This window comes from Pseudomonas parakoreensis (assembly GCF_021602155.1).
GTDB lineage: Bacteria > Pseudomonadota > Gammaproteobacteria > Pseudomonadales > Pseudomonadaceae > Aquipseudomonas > Aquipseudomonas parakoreensis.
Genome location: NZ_BQHY01000003.1, coordinates 164,033 through 182,345, shown reverse-complemented (window position 1 = coordinate 182,345; position 18,313 = coordinate 164,033). Strand labels below are relative to the sequence as shown.

The window sequence follows — 18,313 nt, the reverse complement described above, 5'->3', positions numbered from 1 at the left end:
ATCCTTTCGGAGAATCCCCATGAATTCGTCGACTTATCCCGCCGCCCAACACGTCATGGTGCTCTATACCGGTGGCACCATCGGCATGCAGGCCAGTGCCAACGGCCTGGCCCCGGCGTCCGGTTTCGAAGCCCGCATGCGCGAGTACCTGCACAGCCAGCCCGAACTGGTGGTGCCGCAATGGCGCTTCCGGGAAATGTCGCCGCTGATCGACAGCGCCAACATGACCCCGGCCTACTGGCAGCAACTGCGCGAAGCGGTGGTCGATGCGGTGGACGTGCAAGGCTGCGACAGCGTGCTGATCCTGCATGGCACCGACACCCTGGCCTACAGCGCTGCCGCCATGAGCTTTCAGTTGCTGGGCCTGCATGCCCGCGTGTGCTTCACCGGCTCGATGCTGCCGGCCGGTGTCACCGACAGCGACGCCTGGGAAAACCTCAGCGGCGCATTGGTCGCCCTCGGCCAAGGCCTGGCGCCGGGCGTGCATCTGTACTTCCATGGCGAACTGCTGGATCCGACCCGTTGCGCGAAAGTGCGCAGCTTCGGCCGTCATCCGTTCAAGCGCCTGACGCGTCAGGGCGGCGGCATGAAAGCCACGTCGATTCCGGCAGCGCTGCACTACGACCAGCCAAAACAACTGGCGAATGTCGCTGTGCTGCCACTGTTCCCCGGCATCAGCGCCGGGATTGTCGACGGGTTGCTCGACGGCGGTATCCAGGGTCTGGTGCTGGAGTGCTACGGCAGCGGCACCGGGCCGAGCGACAATCCCGAGTTCCTCGCCAGCCTTGGCCGCGCGCGGGATAACGGCGTGGTGGTGGTCGCGGTCACGCAGTGCCATGAAGGCGGGGTCGAGCTGGATGTGTATGAAGCCGGCAGTCGTTTGCGCGGCGTTGGCGTGTTATCCGGCGGCGGCATGACCCGCGAGGCGGCGTTCGGCAAGTTGCAGGCGTTGTTGGGTGCAGGTCTGGAATCGACCGAAGTGCGCCGGCTGATCGAGCTCGACCTGTGTGGCGAGCTGATCTGACTCCACCCGAACCCTTGCAGGAGTGATCCCCTGTGGCGAGGGCGCTTGCTCCCGCTCGACTGCGCAGCAGTCGCAGTGTTTTTGGGCCGCTACGCGCCCCAGCGGGAGCAAGCGCCCTCGCCACAACAGCCCTCACACCGTTTGATCTCTGTGCGGCATATAACTTGCTGCCGTTTCCAGCACCCCCAAGGCTGGAAGATCCCATGCTGCACTCCCACCTCACCACCCTCAACGCCGTCTCTCTTATCCTCAACACCTTCAAAGATGAAGGCCTGTCGAGCGAGGCGCTATTGGCCGGCAGCGGCATCAGTGCGGCGGATCTGAACCGCGCCGACACGCGCATCACCACCAATCAGGAAATGCAGGTGTGCGCCAACGCGGTCGCGCTCAAGCACGACATTGGCCTGGAACTGGGCCGGCGGATGCACGTTTCCTGCTACGGCATCCTCGGTTACGCGCTGCTGACCTGTGCCACCTTCGGTGACGCTTTGCGCCTGGCGATTCGCTATCCGGCGCTGTTGGGAACACTTTTCGAACTGAGCCTGGAAGACGATGGCGAGCGCGTCTGGTTCGTCGCTGCCGATTACCGCGAGAGCCCGGAGATGGCGGTGTTCAACGCGGAATTCTGCCTGGTGTCGCTGAAGGTCATCTGCGACGACCTGCTCGGGCATCCGCTGCCATTGCTGGCGACGCGTTTTGAACATGCTGCGCCGGATTATCGCGACAGTTATGCCGAGCACTTCGCCAGCCCGCTGCACTTCGCCGCCAAGGACAACGCCTTCGCCTTCGACCGGCGCTGGCTCGATCAACCGTTGCCACTGGCCGACAGCATCACCCATCAGGCCATGGCCGACCGCTGCCGCAAACAGAACATCGAATTCACCGGACGGCAGGCGTGGCTGGGGCGGATTCGCCAGCTGCTCAGTGCCCAGCTCAATGCAGCACCAGGCCTCGAGGGGCTGGCCCAGCAGATGAAATGCTCGCCGCGCACCTTGCGCCGTCACCTCAAGGACATGGGCAGCAGTTATCAGGAGCTGCTCGACGAACTGCGTTTCGAGCGCGCCAAGCAGATGCTGTGTGAGGATCAGTTGCCGATCTACCGCATCGCCGAGACCCTGGGTTTCAGCGAAACCGCAAGCTTCCGCCATGCGTTCGTGCGCTGGAGCGGCGTGGCGCCGAGCCAGTTCAGACCCTGAAGATCAAAAGATCGCAGCCTTCGGCAGCTCCTACGCCGATCTGTGTAGGAGCTGCCGAAGGCTGCGATCTTTTGATCTGCTGGAAAGGGGCGAATTGCGGTCAGAGTTTTTGGCCATATCGATCCCCTTTTGGCCTTTCCTGCCGTTCTCCGTTGCGCCGCGCGCCGCAACACTGGGGGCAACCGAATCAGCCCCTGCGGAGAACAACAAATGCTGACCATCTACTCGGACGATCACCACCTGCACCACGGCCGCTGCGAGCTCATCGACGGCCAGCTCAAGCCGTGCTTCGAGATGCCATCGCGTGCCGACCACGTACTGCAACGGGTACAGCACCAGAACCTCGGCCCGGTGGAGGCGCCGAAGGACTTCGGCCTGGAGCCGATCGCGCGCATTCACAGCCGCGACTACCTCGACTTCTTCAAAGGCGCCTGGGCGCGCTGGACCGAATTCAACACCGACGGCGACCTGCTGCCTTACACCTGGCCGGCACGCACGCTGCGCCAGATCAAACCGACCAGCCTGCACGGCCAGCTCGGTTACTACAGCTTCGACGGCGGCGCACCGATCACCGCCGGCACCTGGCAAGCCGCCTACAGTGCAGCGCAAGTGGCGCTGACTGCCCAAGCGGAAATCCAGCGTGGCGCACACAGTGCGTTCGCCCTGTGCCGGCCACCGGGACACCACGCCGCCAGCGACTTGATGGGCGGTTATTGCTACCTCAACAACGCCGCCATTGCCGCTCAGGCCTTCCTCGATGCCGGCCACCAGAAAGTCGCGATCCTCGACGTCGACTATCACCACGGCAACGGCACCCAGTCGATTTTCTACGAGCGCAGCGACGTGCTGTTCACCTCGATCCACGGCCACCCGGAAGCCGAGTTTCCGTTCTTCCTCGGCTACGAGGATGAACGCGGCGAAGGCGCCGGCGAAGGCTTCAACTTCAACTATCCGCTGCCGGCCGGCTCCGGCTGGGAGGTGTGGAGCGCGGCACTGGAGCAGGCCTGTAACGAGATCGACAGCTATGGCGCCGACATCATTGTCGTGTCGCTGGGCGTCGACACGTTCAAGGACGACCCGATCTCGCAGTTCAAGCTCGACAGCCCGGATTACCTGGCAATGGGCACGCGCATCGCCGCCCTCGGCAAACCGACCCTGTTCGTGATGGAAGGTGGCTACGCCGTCGAAGAAATCGGCATCAACGCGGTGAACGTGCTGGAAGGGTTCGAACAATGAACCGACTCAAGCACTGCATGGCGCCAGCCCTGTGCGCGGCGCTGCTCAGCTTCGGCGCCCACGCCGAAGAACGCACCTTGCGCGTCTACAACTGGTTCGACTACATCACGCCCAAGGCGCTGGAAGACTTCAAGGCGCAGAACACCCAGACCAGACTGGTCTACGACATCTTCGACACCAACGAAGCGCTGGAAGCCAAGCTGCTGACCGGCAACTCCGGCTATGACGTGGTGGTGCCGTCCAATGTGTTCCTCGCCAAGCAGATCGAGGCCGGGGTGTTCCAGCCGCTGGACCGCAGCAAGCTGCCGAACTGGAATCACCTCGATCCGAAACTGATGAAGCTGATCGAGGCCAACGACCCGGGCAACCAGTTCGCCGTGCCATACATGTACGGCACCATCCTGATCGGTTTCAACCCGGCCAAGGTCAAGGCCGCACTGGGTGACAACGCGCCGGTGGACAGCTGGGACCTGATTTTCAAGGAAGAGAACATCAGCAAGCTCAAGCAGTGCGGCGTCGCCCTGCTCGACTCGCCGTCGGAGATCCTGCCGCTGGCCCTGCAACACCTGGGCCTGGACCCCAACAGCAAAAAGCCGGCGGACTATGCCAAGGCCGAGGCGTTGCTGATGAAGATCCGCCCGTACGTCACTTACTTCCACTCCTCCAAATACATGGCTGATATTGCCAACGGTGACATCTGCGTCGCAGTGGGTTATTCCGGCAGCTTCTCGCAAGCGGCCAACCGCGCCAAAGAGGCGAAGAACGGTGTCGTGGTCGACATGCGCCTGCCCAAGGAAGGCGCACCGATCTGGTTCGACATGCTCGCCATTCCCAAGGGCGCGAAGAATCCGCAAGACGCCTACACCTTCATCAACTACCTGCTGCAACCGGCAGTGATCGCCCCGGTCAGCGACTTCGTCGGCTACCCGAACCCGAACAAGGACGCCACCGGGCTGGTCGATCCGGCGATCCGCAACAACCCCAACCTGTACCCGACCGATGCGGCGATGAGCACGCTCTACACCCTGCAACCGCTGCCGCGTGATGCCGAACGGGCGCGCACACGGGCCTGGACCAAGATCAAGTCCGGCACCTGATCGCTTCGCATGACCAAGACCTGCGCACGCGCAGGTCTTTTTTTGCCTGCAATATCTATCTACCACCTCGAATACTTCACCTGTCACTACCTTGCAACGGATCGCCCACCGCACCCGCGCTGTGCCTGCCGCCCTGCACAAAGGATGTGACCATGACCGAAACACCGAGCCCCTCTTCCACCCCTGCGCTGTCTACCGACCGGGATGCCCTCCTCACGCAACTGGTCACCGGGCCGTCTATCAGAGAGGTGGCGACCAACGCCCTGCAACCTTCGCTCAACAGTCTGTACCCGACACTACGAATCGATCCTCGACTGGCCATGGTCGTGACACCAGGCTGGACCGTTCAGGATCAGCAGGTCGTCCCCGGACCGTGGTATTACGAATCCCTGACTGACATCCTCGTGCGTCTCGGCGTTGGCGCCACATCGGTGACCTGGCTGGACGGCGAGCACTACCTGACGCTGCAACCTCTGGCACCGACCCCAGTGCAACTGCCCGTCGACATCGAAGCCATCGCCAGACTGCTGAATGAACTGGCACCGTTGCTGTTCGTTGCGTTTGCCGAACAACAGGTCGAATACTGGAATCAGTTGACCCGCGCTTCGATGCCACGCTGGAAGGAGCTCGCCAGATCCCTGCGCGAGCTGTGGAACGTGCAGTCCTATCCAGCGTGGGACGACGACCAGCGCGCCATGGCTCGCGGTCTTTTCGACTATCCGCAAAAAACCACGCGCCATGTCCATGACCACTTTCTCTCACGCGCCTGCCTGATCGACCTGGACACCGACGACAACGGCGTTTCCAGGCACATCAACGTGCTCGATATGGCGGTCCTGATCGGCACGCTCGACAACCGTACGCTGATTCTCACGCACACCATCACTCAAGGCTTTCAGGCCTTCGACTCGTTGCAGGCACTGGGCGCGTCACTGCATACACAGATCGAAGGCAGCCCGTCAGGCACCTTGCAATGGCGATTGATTGAACCTGAGGGCGATTACTTCGACCACTTGGCGTGCAACCTGATCGCACTCCAGGCCGATGCCATCACTGCGCTCGCCACACAAACCGACTCAATCAGTCTGGCCCCGCCTATCAACCGCACCACTCACGGACTCAATCCGACAGACAGCCAATCGCCCTCTCGTTTCAAGCAGCTACAACAAGCGCTGCCCGAATGGATGGCCAAGGCATCGTCTACCGATCTGACCGCTTACAGCCGCCACTTGATGGAATTGGCGCAGGTGCAGATCCAGAACAGCGGCCAGTCGTTCGATGACGGTATCCCGCCGATTCAGGAGTTCGCACTGAAGCAACTGCGCGAGGCGATGCTCAAGGACCATCCCGATGCGGCGGAACTGAATCTGGCCGACATCCGGGTCGTGGTGGAGAGTGTGGTGGTGTGGGGCGCGTTCGCGCCGCCGCTTGAATCCGAGCGCAGTACCTTCAGCCTGGGCGACCTGGCGCTACAAAACCTCATCAGCCTGCCTACGGGCAACAAAACCGTGTGCAGTCTCAGCGGCAGCCCGGTGCCGGCGTGGATGACGGCAAGCTATCTGGAAGCGCTGATCACCACGGTCGACATTGGCCGGACCTATCCCGCCCTGATCAAAAGCAAACTGCGTGATGATTCGCTGGAAAGCCTGCGCCGGCAGAACCTGTTCACCAGCCGCTTGCGCGTTGAACTGCCGCTGCTCGCTTTGCAACAGAAAATTCGCGCACAGGCCGGCATCGATGAGACGGGGTATCGCTATATCGCCGCTGTCGTGCAGATAGTCGATGCCAATCGCCGGGTTGACGGTCAAGAGATCGTCATTCGCCCGCTGGCCCTCAATCCGGCGTGGCGCCCGGGCCAATCCACGGACGAAGTCGCCAACATGTACGTCATCGGTCCCCGGCAGATGGACAAGGGCCCATGCCTGCTGTACCGGCCTTTGCTTGATCATTGCCTGAGCCAGTACCCCTCGCCGGCCAACCTGCTTTACGCGATCAAACATTCGCCGACACTGCGTCAATCAGTCCTCGCCTGGCTGCCAGGTAATGTCCGTGCCAATTACGCCAACTATGTGTTCAGCGACGACCGACCGACGGTATGGTCGCTCTCGCAACTGCTCGCCGACCCACTGACGTCGCTGCAAATGAGCGGAACCCTGACGCTGGGAACACGGGTTCTCAACACCGATTACCTGGCGTCTGTCTTCAAGGCCAATGTCGGCGCCATGATCGAGCTGGCTGATCGACAATCGATCTCTAACAGCGAAAATCGCTGGGAAAGTTTCAAGCGAGCGGGTTGGCTGATTTTCAACGCCGCGCTGCCGTTTTTCGGGCGCACGGCAGGCACCGCCGCCTGGATCTGGCAAATTCTGGACGACTTGCAGCAAACCCTCGATGCCGGCGTCACCGGTGACACCGAGCAGCAGAAAGGCGCAATGACCGATCTGCTGTTGACCCTGGCCATGGTGCTCGCCCATCACGCCAGCACGCGCAACTGGGCACATGACAGAACCGAAAGAGCGCCAGCGCCCCTTGCCGACACCGTCAGCAGGCCTTCGACACACACACCTGTGACGATTGTTCAGCAGGCCGATGTGCTGGGCGAGCATCCGGTTCAGCACCGAAGTTCATTGCACACCGATACCGCATTGAACCTGGCCAAAACCCTTGATCGTTTCGCCGTCACTCGTCCGGTCTCACTGGTGCCACCGGCCAGCGAAACCGGCCTGCATGCCTATCTTTACCGTCACGCCACCCGCTACTACGCGCCAGTGGGTGAACGCTGGTTCGAGGTAACGGTTGCGGCCACGGGTGACGTATCGATCATCAATAGCGAACAGCAGCCTGGGCAACATGGGCCTGCGTTGATACGTAATCGACGGGGCGAATGGTTCGTCGACACCCGCCTGCGTTTGCGCGGAGGAGGCCTGTCCAGACGCCGCCTGGCTAAACGCCAGGAAAACCGCGAACGCATCGCGGCGCTCAAGAAACAACTCACGGAGTTCGATGCCCAGCGCGAACAGGCACGTCAGGAACTGACAGCCGCTTATAACGCCATGAAGGCGGCCAGCGACCAGACATTACTGACCGAGCAGACTCGGTTCCTCGAACTGCTGGAGCGCCGGACCGGAGAGTACGCGGCCCCGATCGAGCAGTTGAAAGCGTTGAATCTGCTGGAGACGGTGCCCAACTTCCGTAGCGCCATGACCGAGATGCTCGGTACGCAGTTGTTCTTCAACCAGACCTGGCTCGACCAGCGCAACCCGACATTCGCTCAAGCGCTCAGGGAAACCCTGGTACTGCTTGAAGCACAAGAGGCGGCCCAGGGTGCCGGTGACGTCGCGACCTATCGCAAGATGTCAGACTTAAGCGAAGGCATGATCAACAGGATCGAATTCGCCCACTCGCGCTTCCAGGAACTGAGCCGGTTGGGCAAGAGCGCCGCACAAATCGCCAATACCTATCGCACCAAGCTTCCTGCTTACAGTGTCAACGATCTCAAAGCGCTGCAGGTTTCGCTGGCGCGCGATCTCTGTCTGAAAGAACAGGCGCCGGCAGGCCCGAGGCAGGCGCAAGCCGATCTCGTACGCTTGATCGACAGCAGCAATCTGGTCATCCAGACCTCTCAGGAACTGATGACCGAACACCCCAGCCTCGGGACCAGCGAACGGATCGAAGGCCTCAACGACCTGCTGGAACAGTTTGCCGACATCGCTCAGTCGCTCGAAGATTTTCAGATCAACCACAAGGACGAGATCCTTGATCTGCCGTTCGAACATCTACGCACCCGGATCGGCGAATTCCAGCAGCAAACCGAGAAACACCTGGCGCAACTGCTGCTGGATCACGCGCCTGTCAAACCTCTTCCCGGCCCTTCAAGGCCCGCGCCGGCTTCACGCAAACGAGTCATCAAAACCCGTTTCAAAGGCACGGTCGTTGGGGAACTGCGTCCTTCGGCGCCAGGACAACCGATCCTGCTCGATGTAAAAGCGCCCATGACCGGCAACGTGATTGCCACCTTTCATGAAAAAACTCCGGGAGTCTGGGTCGAGCGCGTACAGCCCGGTCGTCGTCACCCCACGGCCTCCGCCACGGATCTCGCCACGCAACTGACTCAAGGCCAGACGCTGCTGGAGGGCGTGGAAGGATTCATCCGGCAGACCGAGGCGCACGCGAAAAAGCCCGGGCGCATCCCGATAGAAATCGAAGAATTGTTTCAGCACAAGGCCGAACAGCTTGATGAGCAGGCAAAAAACCTGGAGCAGGCGCGCCTGCGGGCCAACAGCACCGAGGAACCACCCGCGCTGATCGCGCAGCTGCATGCAGCCTGTGGGCGCCTGTACGCCGAGGGTTACCGGGTGCGGGTGCAAATGATCAAACAACAACCGCCCACGGCTGCCCGGATCCAATGGTTATTAAGCAAGGAGGAAGTCGTCATTGTCTCGAGCGGAGCCCGACGCCGCTTGAAAGGGCCGCGCAAGGATTACTTGCAGGAGTATGAGATTCGCGAGCGGGGCACCGGCAGGCCGTTATGGTACGCCCACTTCCATTACGACAGCCTCGACGCGCCTGTCGATGCCTTCACGGCGGCCCACCTGAAACTTCAGGAACAGCGGCGCTTGGCCGGCGCCATCGATTTGAGCTCCGCCAGCAGCAACCCGCAAATCATTGCCATCTATCGCAGCGCGATCAGCCCGCAGCAGGCACGCGCACTGTTTTTCAAATGAACCCGCCACGTCAAAAGGAAATGACAATGAGCAACGATTCAGAGAACAGCGAAACCCGGACACTGCTACAAAAAAGCCTGATCATCCACCAGACCAGTCGCGGCCCGACAATCGATGAGGTCGCCGCCGCCATGCTCCGCCAGGCACTGAAAGCGCGCTATCCGCAACGAGATATCGATCCCGACGTGGCCAAGGTCGCAACACCGCACTGGCAGTGGCTCGACGGTAATCTGATGGCCTTGCCGACCCGATACGAATCGCTGACCCAGACCCTGATCCGCCACTGCCTGAGCGGTTCCAGTGCCAACTATCTGGAGGGCGAACACTATTTGACCCTGAATCCACAGGCCACGCCCGTGGTGCATCTGGACGTCGATATCGAGGCCATTGCCGTGGTGCTCAATGACTGCTCGCCCTTGCTGTTCGTGGCTTTTGCCGAACACCAGCTGGAATATTGGAACAGCACTCAACACCAGGTGCCGCGATGGCAGGCCCTGTCCGAAGCATTGCGCAAAGCGCTGGACGTGAGCAGCGCTGACGGTTGGGATGAGATTCAGTGTCGGGTCGCGCGGGCCATCTCTCAGCAACCCGATAAACAGAAACGTCTGATCCAGGACAAAACACTGGCGGCCATTCGGGTATGCCTGCTGGATATGGATGGCGTCGATGCTCAAGGCATCGCACATCACTTTCTTCTGGGGGGCGCTGCCGTGGTGACCGGACGTTACGAGCAACGCGATCTGGTCATGATGTACACCGTGGAAAACGGTTATGAAACGTACGACTCTCTTGAGCAACTGGGTGACACATTGCCTTCGCGCATCGCATTGCCGAGCGGTCAGAACCTGCAGTGGCAATTATTCGAACCCGAAGGCAATTTCTTTGATCACATGGCCTGGGCGCTGGTCTCCAGCCAGCTGGATGCCATTAAGGCATTGACCCGACAAAGCCTCGTCACCGCAGCACAATCGCCGAGCGGCACTCTTTCCTCGGCGCTGGACGACAGCGAGCCGCCAGCAAACGCACTCATCGGTCTGAACGAGGCAATACCCGACTGGCTGTTTGGCGCATCGGCCGCCGACCTTGATCAGTACAGTCAATCGATCAATGCCCTGGGCCAGCTTTATCGCCAGGCAGACAACGCCCTGCAACCGATTCCGGCTATCGACACCTATGCACAGAACCGTATGCGTGAGGCGATCCTTGCCGAGCAGACAACTGCTGTCGGGCTGCCGCTTGAGAACCTGCGCATCCATGTCACCCATAGTTTCGAATCGGGTGGCGTGACGCTGCCCAATCCGCATGACACTCATACCGAAACCCTGGCTGAGTACGCACTGCAAAACAGCGCGCCGTATCTGGCCTCCATTGCGTTCAGCCCGGCATACCCGGTGCCGTCCTGGCTGACGGTCGCCTACCTGACGAACATGGCGGCCAAGGTTGATATTGGCCAGGCCTACCCTGAACTGATCAGAAACAGATTGATTGACGATCCGGTGCAAGCACCGTTGCAGCAGGCTTTCTACATCAGCCAACTGCAAGCGCTGCTTCCCTTGATTGCGCTGGAGTGCAAACTGCGTGGCCTTGGCGGTATCGATGAGCAGGGTTATCGCTTTGTGCGTGAATGGCTCAAACCGACGCCCGGCCGGCCGCGTACCGTAGGCATCCGTCCCCTGAAGTTCGTGCATGCCGGGCAGGACAACGGTGACACCGTCACCAATATGTTCATCATCGCTGAACGCAATAACGAAACCGGGCCTTGTCTGCTGTATCGCCCCTTGATGGATCAGCCACTGCTGCAGTTCCCTTCGACACAAAACCTGTTGTACGCCTTGCATCAATCAGGCGCCTTGAGAGATTCGGTACTCGCCTGGCTGGCGGATTCGCAAACCAGCTTCAAATATGAGCAATACACGTTCCCTGTCGGCCTGCCGAGTCCATGGCTGGGGGCACAAATGCTGGCCGAGCCCTGGACCTCCGCGAACTGGGCCGGGCCTGTCGAGTTGTCCACACAAGAACTGACCGGGGAGGTGTTTACGGTCCTGTTCAAGACCCATGCACTGGCGATGGCCGAGCTCGCGGACCGTCAATCACTGTCTAATGCGCAACGACGCTGGAACCTGCTGCGCGACAGCGGCTGGGCGCTGCTCAACGTGGCCGCAAACTTTCTCTGCGGCCCGGCGGGAGCCGCTATCTGGGTCTGGCAAAGCATCAGTGAAACTGATCAAGTCGTTGACGCATACAATCGCGGCGATCGGCGTGCCCAGTGGAGCGCCATTGCCGACATGCTGCTGAACATGGGGATGATTCTGGCCCATCACGCCGCCGCTCGACGCAAGACCGGCACCCGCACCGCAACAATGCCCAGAGTCGAAATCATCCGCCCGACGAGGCCTGCGCTGCCCACGGTTACGCACATCAATACCGTCATGACTGGCGAGCTGCCTGACAGCCACTGCTCTTCGCTTGCAGCCAGCGGCTCGGTACCTCGTCGTTCGACATCGGCGTTGGCAACGTTTTTGAACGGTCTGGCAGTCTCGCCTCCTGACTTGACCGCGGCCAATCTGGAAACCTTGCTGCGCGGCAAGGCGCCCATGTATCGCCTCAATTCAAAGACCTTTGCCCAGGTCGGTGAGCGCTGGTTTGAGGTCATGGAAAACGATGACGAGCAGGTGCTGATCGTCTATCCGAAGACGCCTTCAAACACCGGGCCTCTGTTGATCCATAACCAGCGGGGTCAATGGTTCGTGGACACACGACTGCGCTTGCGCGGCGGCGCCGGAGGCACAAGCCTCAAGAGCCGGCTCAAGGCTCAGCGCAAGGAAAAGGAAACGCAAAGAAACCAACTGGGCTCGGCCCTGGACGTTTTCAGAGGTCAGGAAGCCACGGCTAACGCCGCCCTGGAAACCGCTCAGACATCATTGCTGGGCAGCTCGGGACAAGCCCATGAAGAGGCTTCCAGACGCTACCTTGAGCAGGTGGAAAAACTCATAGGCGATTACGACGAGGCCCTGAAAAACCTTGGCCAGTGGCGCCTGCTGGGCGGAACGGAGGGCTATTTCAGCGAGTTGCAGCGCATGACAGTGCTGCTGCAGAAAAACCTCAGCCTCTGGTTCGTCCTCAAACGCAACGCGTACTCGCAGCTGACTCAAAAGCTGGTCGAGAACACCGTGATCGATTCATCGAGCGCACTGCAGTCGCATGTTCAGGAGGTGCAACAAACCCTGGCGTTGAGCCAGGAAATGATTGCCCGCCTGAAACAGTCCAGCGACTCCCTCGCCGCGCTTGATGCTACCGGCAGCGCCGGCATGACCACCGCCCAACAATTGCGCAACCTGCTGCCTGCTTTTACTCAATGGGACTTGAAATCCAATGCCATCGGCATGTCCCATGAATTATGCCTGCGTACCACGGCCACCGAAGCGGCACGGGAAGCAACCGGTGCATTGATTGTCGAAGCGGCAACCGCCAGCCACCAGCATGCCGCCTTGCTCAGATCGCCCGATACGGGACAGAGCGTGGAGGCGCGCATTGATCGCCTGAGCCGGTTGATCGATGTCTATGATGACGCCGAACAACGTCTGGGCGACTTGCCAGGCGAGTATCCCGACATGATCGACCCAACTGAAATCGAGCGAATCAAAAGCCTTATCGGTGAGTTCAGGCAGTTGGCCCAGGAACAATTGAGCGAAGGGCTGCCGGAGAACGCCGACAGAGCCATGCCGCTCGCGGCAAAGCCACCGGTCGCAGGACCGTCTCGCCCCGCCGGCAAGGTCACCAAGAGTCGTCCACGCGATCCTGCACCCGCCAAGCCGGCAACCGCCGGCGAAACGTTGCTGCAACAAGTACTCCCGGTTGCGCCGAAGGCGGCTCCCCAAGCACACCTCGACGATATCGACATCATCGATGACGCCCTGACACAAAATGAGCACGTCCAGGCGTTCATTGACCGGACCCGCCGCGATGCGCTCAAACCCAACCGCATACCGGCTGACATGCAGGATCTCTTCAATAATCAGGCCCGCCGACTGGAGCAGTTGGCAAGCAATGTTGAACAAGCCCAGGCGCGCATCGTCGCCGGCGGTGGAACGCGGCTGCCCGTCGCAACCTTGAGCATGGAACTCAACGGCGCCGCCGAGCGCCTGCGCGCCCAAGGCATCGCCGTGCGCGCAGAACTGCTCAAACATCGCCAGCCGCGACAAGCCTACTTGCAATGGCTGCTGGAAAACGACCAAGTGCGGGTCGCAAGAAACGACCAGGGGCGGATCAGGACCAAAAAGCGCCAGGATTATTTTCAGGAATATCAGATACTCGACAGCACTGATCAGGACCGACCGCTGTGGCTGGCGCACTTTCACTATGATTCGCTGGCAGACCCGCCAGAACAATTCACCGCCGCACACCTGAAAATCGCCGATGCACACCTGCAGTCGCTCAGTGCCGAACGTCGTAAAGCCTTGAGTAGTCTGACGCCGCTTGATTACGTCTTGCGCCGGATCAGTGATCCGAGTGTGTTCCTGCAACTCGAACCACGCCCTTGAGAACGGATGCGGGCGCCAACATGGCTCCCGCTTCAAGTCAAAGGGGTGCACCAAACCGTTCGCAAACGCTGGAGCGCCGCCTCGATCGCCTGTTCAGACACGGCTGCGAAGCCCAGAACCAGCCCGGCACGACGATCGACCGGAACCGTCGAGTCTTCCAGCCAATAGCTGCTCAAGGCATTGATTTCGACATCGACACCGCGCGCCAGCTCAATCAGTTCGCGTTCGCGTGCCACATTCTCGACGGCAACGGTCAAGTGCAGCCCGGCGGCGACAGCGGGCAATGGGCCGATGCCCGCAATATCTTGCGGCCAGCCACCGAGCAGACTGTTGCGCCGACTCAACGCCGCGCGACGCATGCGCCGGATGTGCCGCTGGAAATGCCCGGCGGCCATGAACTCGGCCATCACCGCTTGCGTACTGACTTCCGAATGACGCACATCCACGGCGCGCCGTTGGGCAAAGGCATCCACCAATCCCGGCGGCAACACCAGATAACCCAGGCGTAATGCCGGAAAAGCGACTTTGCCGAACGTGCCGACATAAAGAACGCGCCCCTGTCGGTCAAGGGCAGCCAAAGGCGCTAGCGGCGCACCGCTGTAACGGTACTCGCCATCGTAATCATCCTCGACGATCCAGCCCTGTGCGCGCTCGGCCCAGGCTAACAGCTCAAGCCGTCGAGCCAGACTCATGACCACGCCGGTGGGGTACTGATGCGATGGTGTGACGTAAGTCAGCCGACAGTCCTTCAGGTCCGCCAGTTGATTGCAGTCGATTCCCTCACTGTCCACCGCCACTCCGTGCAACCGCGCACCGACTACGGCGAAGGCATGACCGGCTGCCCGATAGCCCGGATTCTCGATCGCCACGCCGTCACCCGGCTCGACTAACAGCTGTGCACAAAGACTGATCCCCTGCTGCGCGCCACTGGTGATCACAATTTGCTCAGCTGTGCATGGCAGGCCTCGTGAACTGCGCAAATAGGCGGCGATCATGCCGCGTAATCGTGCATCGCCGGCCGGATCGCCGTAACACAGTTGCTGCAGATCCGGTTTGCGCCAGAAAGCCGCATTCAGCTTGGCCCAGACATCGAAAGGAAACAGATCGAACGCCGGAACACCCACCCGAAAAGCCCGGGGCGGGCCACTCGGTGGACGAGACAAATGATTGTTTTTGATGCGAGCCAGCGCAGCACTGTGGATAACCTTGCTGGACGAATCCACAGGCAAATCCAGCCCATCTGTGGATAAGGCTGTGGGTAAGCCTGTTGAAAACCCTGTGGATATTTTTGTGGATAGTTTTTTTGCCGGCAGCACTTTCTGGGGCAATTGGGCAACATACGTGCCGTCCCCCACCCGCCCCTCGATAAAACCCTCGGCATACAACTGGTCATAGGCCCGCACCACGCTGTTTCGCGAAATCGCCAGCGCCAGAGCCAAATCGCGACTGGCAGGCAAGCGCGTGCCACTGGCCAGGCGTCCATCCAGCACGCGCGCGCGCAACGCCTGATAAAGCTGACGGCTCAAGCCTTGGCGGCGGTCGAGTTCGATTCCGGCCGGATTGAACGGCATAGACAGTGTGGTCGATTCGGGCATTGCAATGGACCTATGAAATTGGTCATCAATGGCTCTTACAACAGACCAATAGCCTGCCTAGGATGCAGGCATTCGCCAAGGAAAATCTCTTCATGTACACGCCCCGCGCCTTCGCCATCGACGACCTGTCGCAATTGCACGAACTGATCCTCGCCACTCGCCTTGCCATTCTCGTGAGTCACGGTGAAAACGGCCTGCAAGCCAGCCATGTGCCGGTGCTGCTGCACCGCGAACAGGGTCCGAACGGCACGCTGTACGGGCACCTGGCCAAAGCCAATCCGCAATGGAAAGACCTGCGCGACGGCGCCGAAGCGCTGCTGATATTTGCCGGCCCCGACGCCTACGTCAGCCCCGGGTTTTACCCGAGCAAGGCCGAGCACGGCAAAGTCGTGCCGACCTGGAACTACGTCGCCGTGCACGCCTACGGCCACGCCGAAACCTTCAGCGACGGCGGGCGCCTGCTCGACATCGTCAGCACACTGACTGATCGCCATGAAGCCGGGCGCGCGCAGCCGTGGAAGGTCGACGACGCGCCAGCCGACTACATCGACGGCATGCTCAAGGCCATCGTCGGTTTCGCCATTCCCATCGACCGCCTCGAAGGCAAGCGCAAGCTCAGCCAGAACCGCAGCGCCGAAGACATTGCCGGCGTGCGCGAAGGCCTGGCTGCCAGCCCCGACATCCATGACCAGACCCTCGCCCACTTGATGCGTTAAGGAAATCAGCATGAGTCAGATCCAGATCCGCCCGGTGACTGCCGGTGATCACACCGCCTGGCTGCCGTTGTGGCAGGCCTACCTGCGCTTTTACAACACCGAGTTGCCGGACACCGTCACGCACAGCACCTGGCAGCGCTTCCTCGACCCGAGCGAACCGACTCATGCCGCCCTCGCCTGGGCCGACGGAAAAGCAGTGGGCATGGTGCATTTCATCTATCACCGTTCCAATTGGAGCATCGAAAACTCCTGCTACCTGCAGGACCTGCTGGTAGTGCCAGAGACCCGTGGCACTGGCGTCGGACGCCGGCTGATCGAACACGTTTACGCCACTGCCAAGGCCGACGGTTGCTGCAAGGTGCATTGGCTGACCCACGAAACCAATGCCACCGCGATCCAGCTCTACGAGCGCATCGCCGAGCGCCCGGGATTCATCCAGTTTCGCAAAGCCATTTAAGGAGCCGCGTGCATGACCACTTCCCTTGCCGACTGGAAAGGTGTTCCGGCGCCCACCAGCAAACTGCTCGAAGGCCGCTTTATCCGCCTGGAAAGACTTGACCCGGCGCGCCACGGCGACGAGCTGTTTAACGCCCTTGAGGGCCCCGGCGCCGACCCTAAGCTGTGGGATTACTTGCCCTACGGGCCGTTTCCGCAGCGCAACGCGTTCAATGACTGGCTGAACAACCATGCGGCCAGCAGCGATCCGTATTTCTTCAGCATCATCGACCGCGCTACAGGCCAGGTGCAGGGCATTTTGAGTCTGATGTCGATTGTCCCGGCGCAGGGCCGCATCGAGATCGGCCACGTGACCTTCGGCGCGTCGATGCAGCGCTCGCCGAAAAGCACTGAAGCGGTGTACCTGCTCGCCAAATATGCCTTCGCGCTGGGCTACCGGCGCCTGGAATGGAAATGCAACAACGGCAACGCCCGCTCCAAATACGCCGCCGAACGCCTGGGCTTCAGCTTCGAAGGCGTGTTCCGCCAGCACATGGTGGTCAAGGGCCAGAACCGCGATACCGCGTGGTATTCAATTCTGGATTCAGAGTGGCCGGCGATTGCGGCAGGGTTCGAGCAGTGGTTGAGCGATGCCAACCAGACGCCGACCGGGCAGGTGAAAGGCTTGGTCGAGTGCCGTAGTTAAATCGTCAAAGCAAAATCGGCAGCTCCTACAGGGTGAACATCAATCCCATGCAGGAGCTGCCGCAGGCTGCGATCTTTTGATCTGTTGTTTACCCCAGTTTCTGCGCCAGCACCGCAATGTGTTCCGGGCCGATCCCGCAGCAACCGCCCAAATGGCTGGCACCACGCCGCTGCCAATCCTTCGCCCAGTGCAGATACCCCGGCGGGTCCAGATCGTCGCGCAACGGATCGAGGCCGTCGTTGGCCGTCGCCTCTTTCGGTTGCGGTGGAAACGCATTGGCATACGCGCCGATGTGAATCTGCACGCCCAGGCGTTCGAAGGTATCGCGCGCTGCGTCAATCGCCGCGCCGATCACTTCCGGCTGGCTGCAGTTGAACAGCAGCGTCTCGACGCCCAGCTCCGCCGCCACGGCCGCAGCCTCAGCCACCGGCTCACCGGAACGCAGACGCGGTACTTCGTCGGTGTTTTCATCCTTCAAAGTAAACGACAGCCAGAACGGTTTGCCGTCCTGCGGCAGACCGGCACGAATGGAACGCGCCTCGATGATCGAGCTCTGGGTTTCCGCCAGCCACAGATCGACATGCGGCGCCAGGCCGGTCACCAGTGGCGCCAGCAATTCGTTCACCCGCGTCGCTTCGAACAGGTCCGGGCGATAGGAACCGAACAGCGGCGGTAACGAACCGGCCACCCGCACCGCTTTGCCCGAAGCCTGCACCGCACGCTGTGCCAGCTCCCCGGCCAACGCCGCCAGAGCCTGACCTTCAGCGGCAAACCGCGCCTCGCCGATATGAAACGGCACGACCGCATAACTGTTGCTGGTGATCACCTTGGCGCCGCTGGCGATGTAAGCGGCGTGCACCGCTTCGACCGCTTGCGGCGCTTCGATCAGGGCCAGCGCCGACCACTCGGGCTGCCGAAACGGCGCCCCGGCGCGTTGCAACTCACGGCCCATGCCGCCATCGAGAATTACCGTGCTTGCTGTGCCCATATGCTTTTCGCTCATATGCTTATGAATATTTCTCACTACCAGAGTAGTTCTTATA

Annotated in this window: 11 protein-coding genes; 9 read left to right on the top strand and 2 right to left on the bottom strand. The window is 61.0% G+C overall.

The genetic code is table 11. The features are described from left to right. The first annotated feature begins 19 nt into the window (after window positions 1-19). From L6D63_RS05560 to L6D63_RS05535, 6 genes are all read left to right on the top strand, one after another. On the top strand, window positions 20-1,024 hold the full coding sequence (locus L6D63_RS05560; protein WP_131670760.1) for an asparaginase: 1,005 nt from the start codon (window positions 20-22) through the stop codon (window positions 1,022-1,024). Window positions 1,025-1,227: 203 nt separating this feature from the next. Next, window positions 1,228-2,220, top strand: coding sequence for an AraC family transcriptional regulator (locus tag L6D63_RS05555; protein WP_047297321.1), 993 nt, complete (start codon window positions 1,228-1,230; stop codon window positions 2,218-2,220). A 210-nt stretch (window positions 2,221-2,430) separates the two neighbouring features. Next, window positions 2,431-3,456, top strand: a complete 1,026-nt coding sequence (locus L6D63_RS05550) for a histone deacetylase family protein (protein ID WP_121182790.1) — start codon at window positions 2,431-2,433, stop codon at window positions 3,454-3,456. Beyond that, window positions 3,453-4,553, top strand: coding sequence for a polyamine ABC transporter substrate-binding protein (locus L6D63_RS05545; protein ID WP_131670761.1), 1,101 nt, complete (start codon window positions 3,453-3,455; stop codon window positions 4,551-4,553). Before L6D63_RS05550 ends, L6D63_RS05545 begins: the two co-directional genes overlap by 4 nt. Before the next feature lie 152 nt (window positions 4,554-4,705). Beyond that, window positions 4,706-9,277 (top strand): DUF6543 domain-containing protein, encoded by a 4,572-nt coding sequence (locus L6D63_RS05540; protein WP_131670762.1) that lies wholly within the window; start codon window positions 4,706-4,708, stop codon window positions 9,275-9,277. Window positions 9,278-9,303: 26 nt separating this feature from the next. Next, window positions 9,304-13,818: a hypothetical protein gene (locus L6D63_RS05535; RefSeq protein ID WP_131670763.1), complete on the top strand. Its 4,515-nt coding sequence runs from the start codon at window positions 9,304-9,306 to the stop codon at window positions 13,816-13,818. 32 nt (window positions 13,819-13,850) lie between these two features. Here L6D63_RS05535 and pdxR read toward each other — a convergent pair whose 3' ends face one another. Then, window positions 13,851-15,413: a MocR-like pyridoxine biosynthesis transcription factor PdxR gene (gene pdxR, locus L6D63_RS05530; RefSeq protein WP_131670764.1), complete on the bottom strand. Its 1,563-nt coding sequence runs from the start codon at window positions 15,411-15,413 to the stop codon at window positions 13,851-13,853. Between the two features lie 92 nt (window positions 15,414-15,505). On the opposite strand from pdxR, the gene L6D63_RS05525 reads away from it, so the two are divergent. The 3 genes from L6D63_RS05525 to L6D63_RS05515 are packed head-to-tail and all read left to right on the top strand — an operon-like array spanning window position 15,506 to window position 17,270. Further along, complete coding sequence (locus L6D63_RS05525; protein WP_047297327.1) at window positions 15,506-16,129, top strand: FMN-binding negative transcriptional regulator; 624 nt, start codon at window positions 15,506-15,508, stop codon at window positions 16,127-16,129. Window positions 16,130-16,139: 10 nt separating this feature from the next. Beyond that, on the top strand, window positions 16,140-16,586 hold the full coding sequence (locus tag L6D63_RS05520) for a GNAT family N-acetyltransferase (RefSeq protein WP_095667977.1): 447 nt from the start codon (window positions 16,140-16,142) through the stop codon (window positions 16,584-16,586). A gap of 12 nt (window positions 16,587-16,598) precedes the next feature. Continuing rightward, window positions 16,599-17,270, top strand: coding sequence for a GNAT family N-acetyltransferase (locus tag L6D63_RS05515; RefSeq protein WP_131670765.1), 672 nt, complete (start codon window positions 16,599-16,601; stop codon window positions 17,268-17,270). 88 nt (window positions 17,271-17,358) lie between these two features. Here the strand turns inward: L6D63_RS05515 and L6D63_RS05510 are convergent, their stop codons facing one another. After that, window positions 17,359-18,258 (bottom strand): homocysteine S-methyltransferase family protein, encoded by a 900-nt coding sequence (locus L6D63_RS05510; protein WP_047297330.1) that lies wholly within the window; start codon window positions 18,256-18,258, stop codon window positions 17,359-17,361. Window positions 18,259-18,313 lie beyond the last annotated feature (55 nt).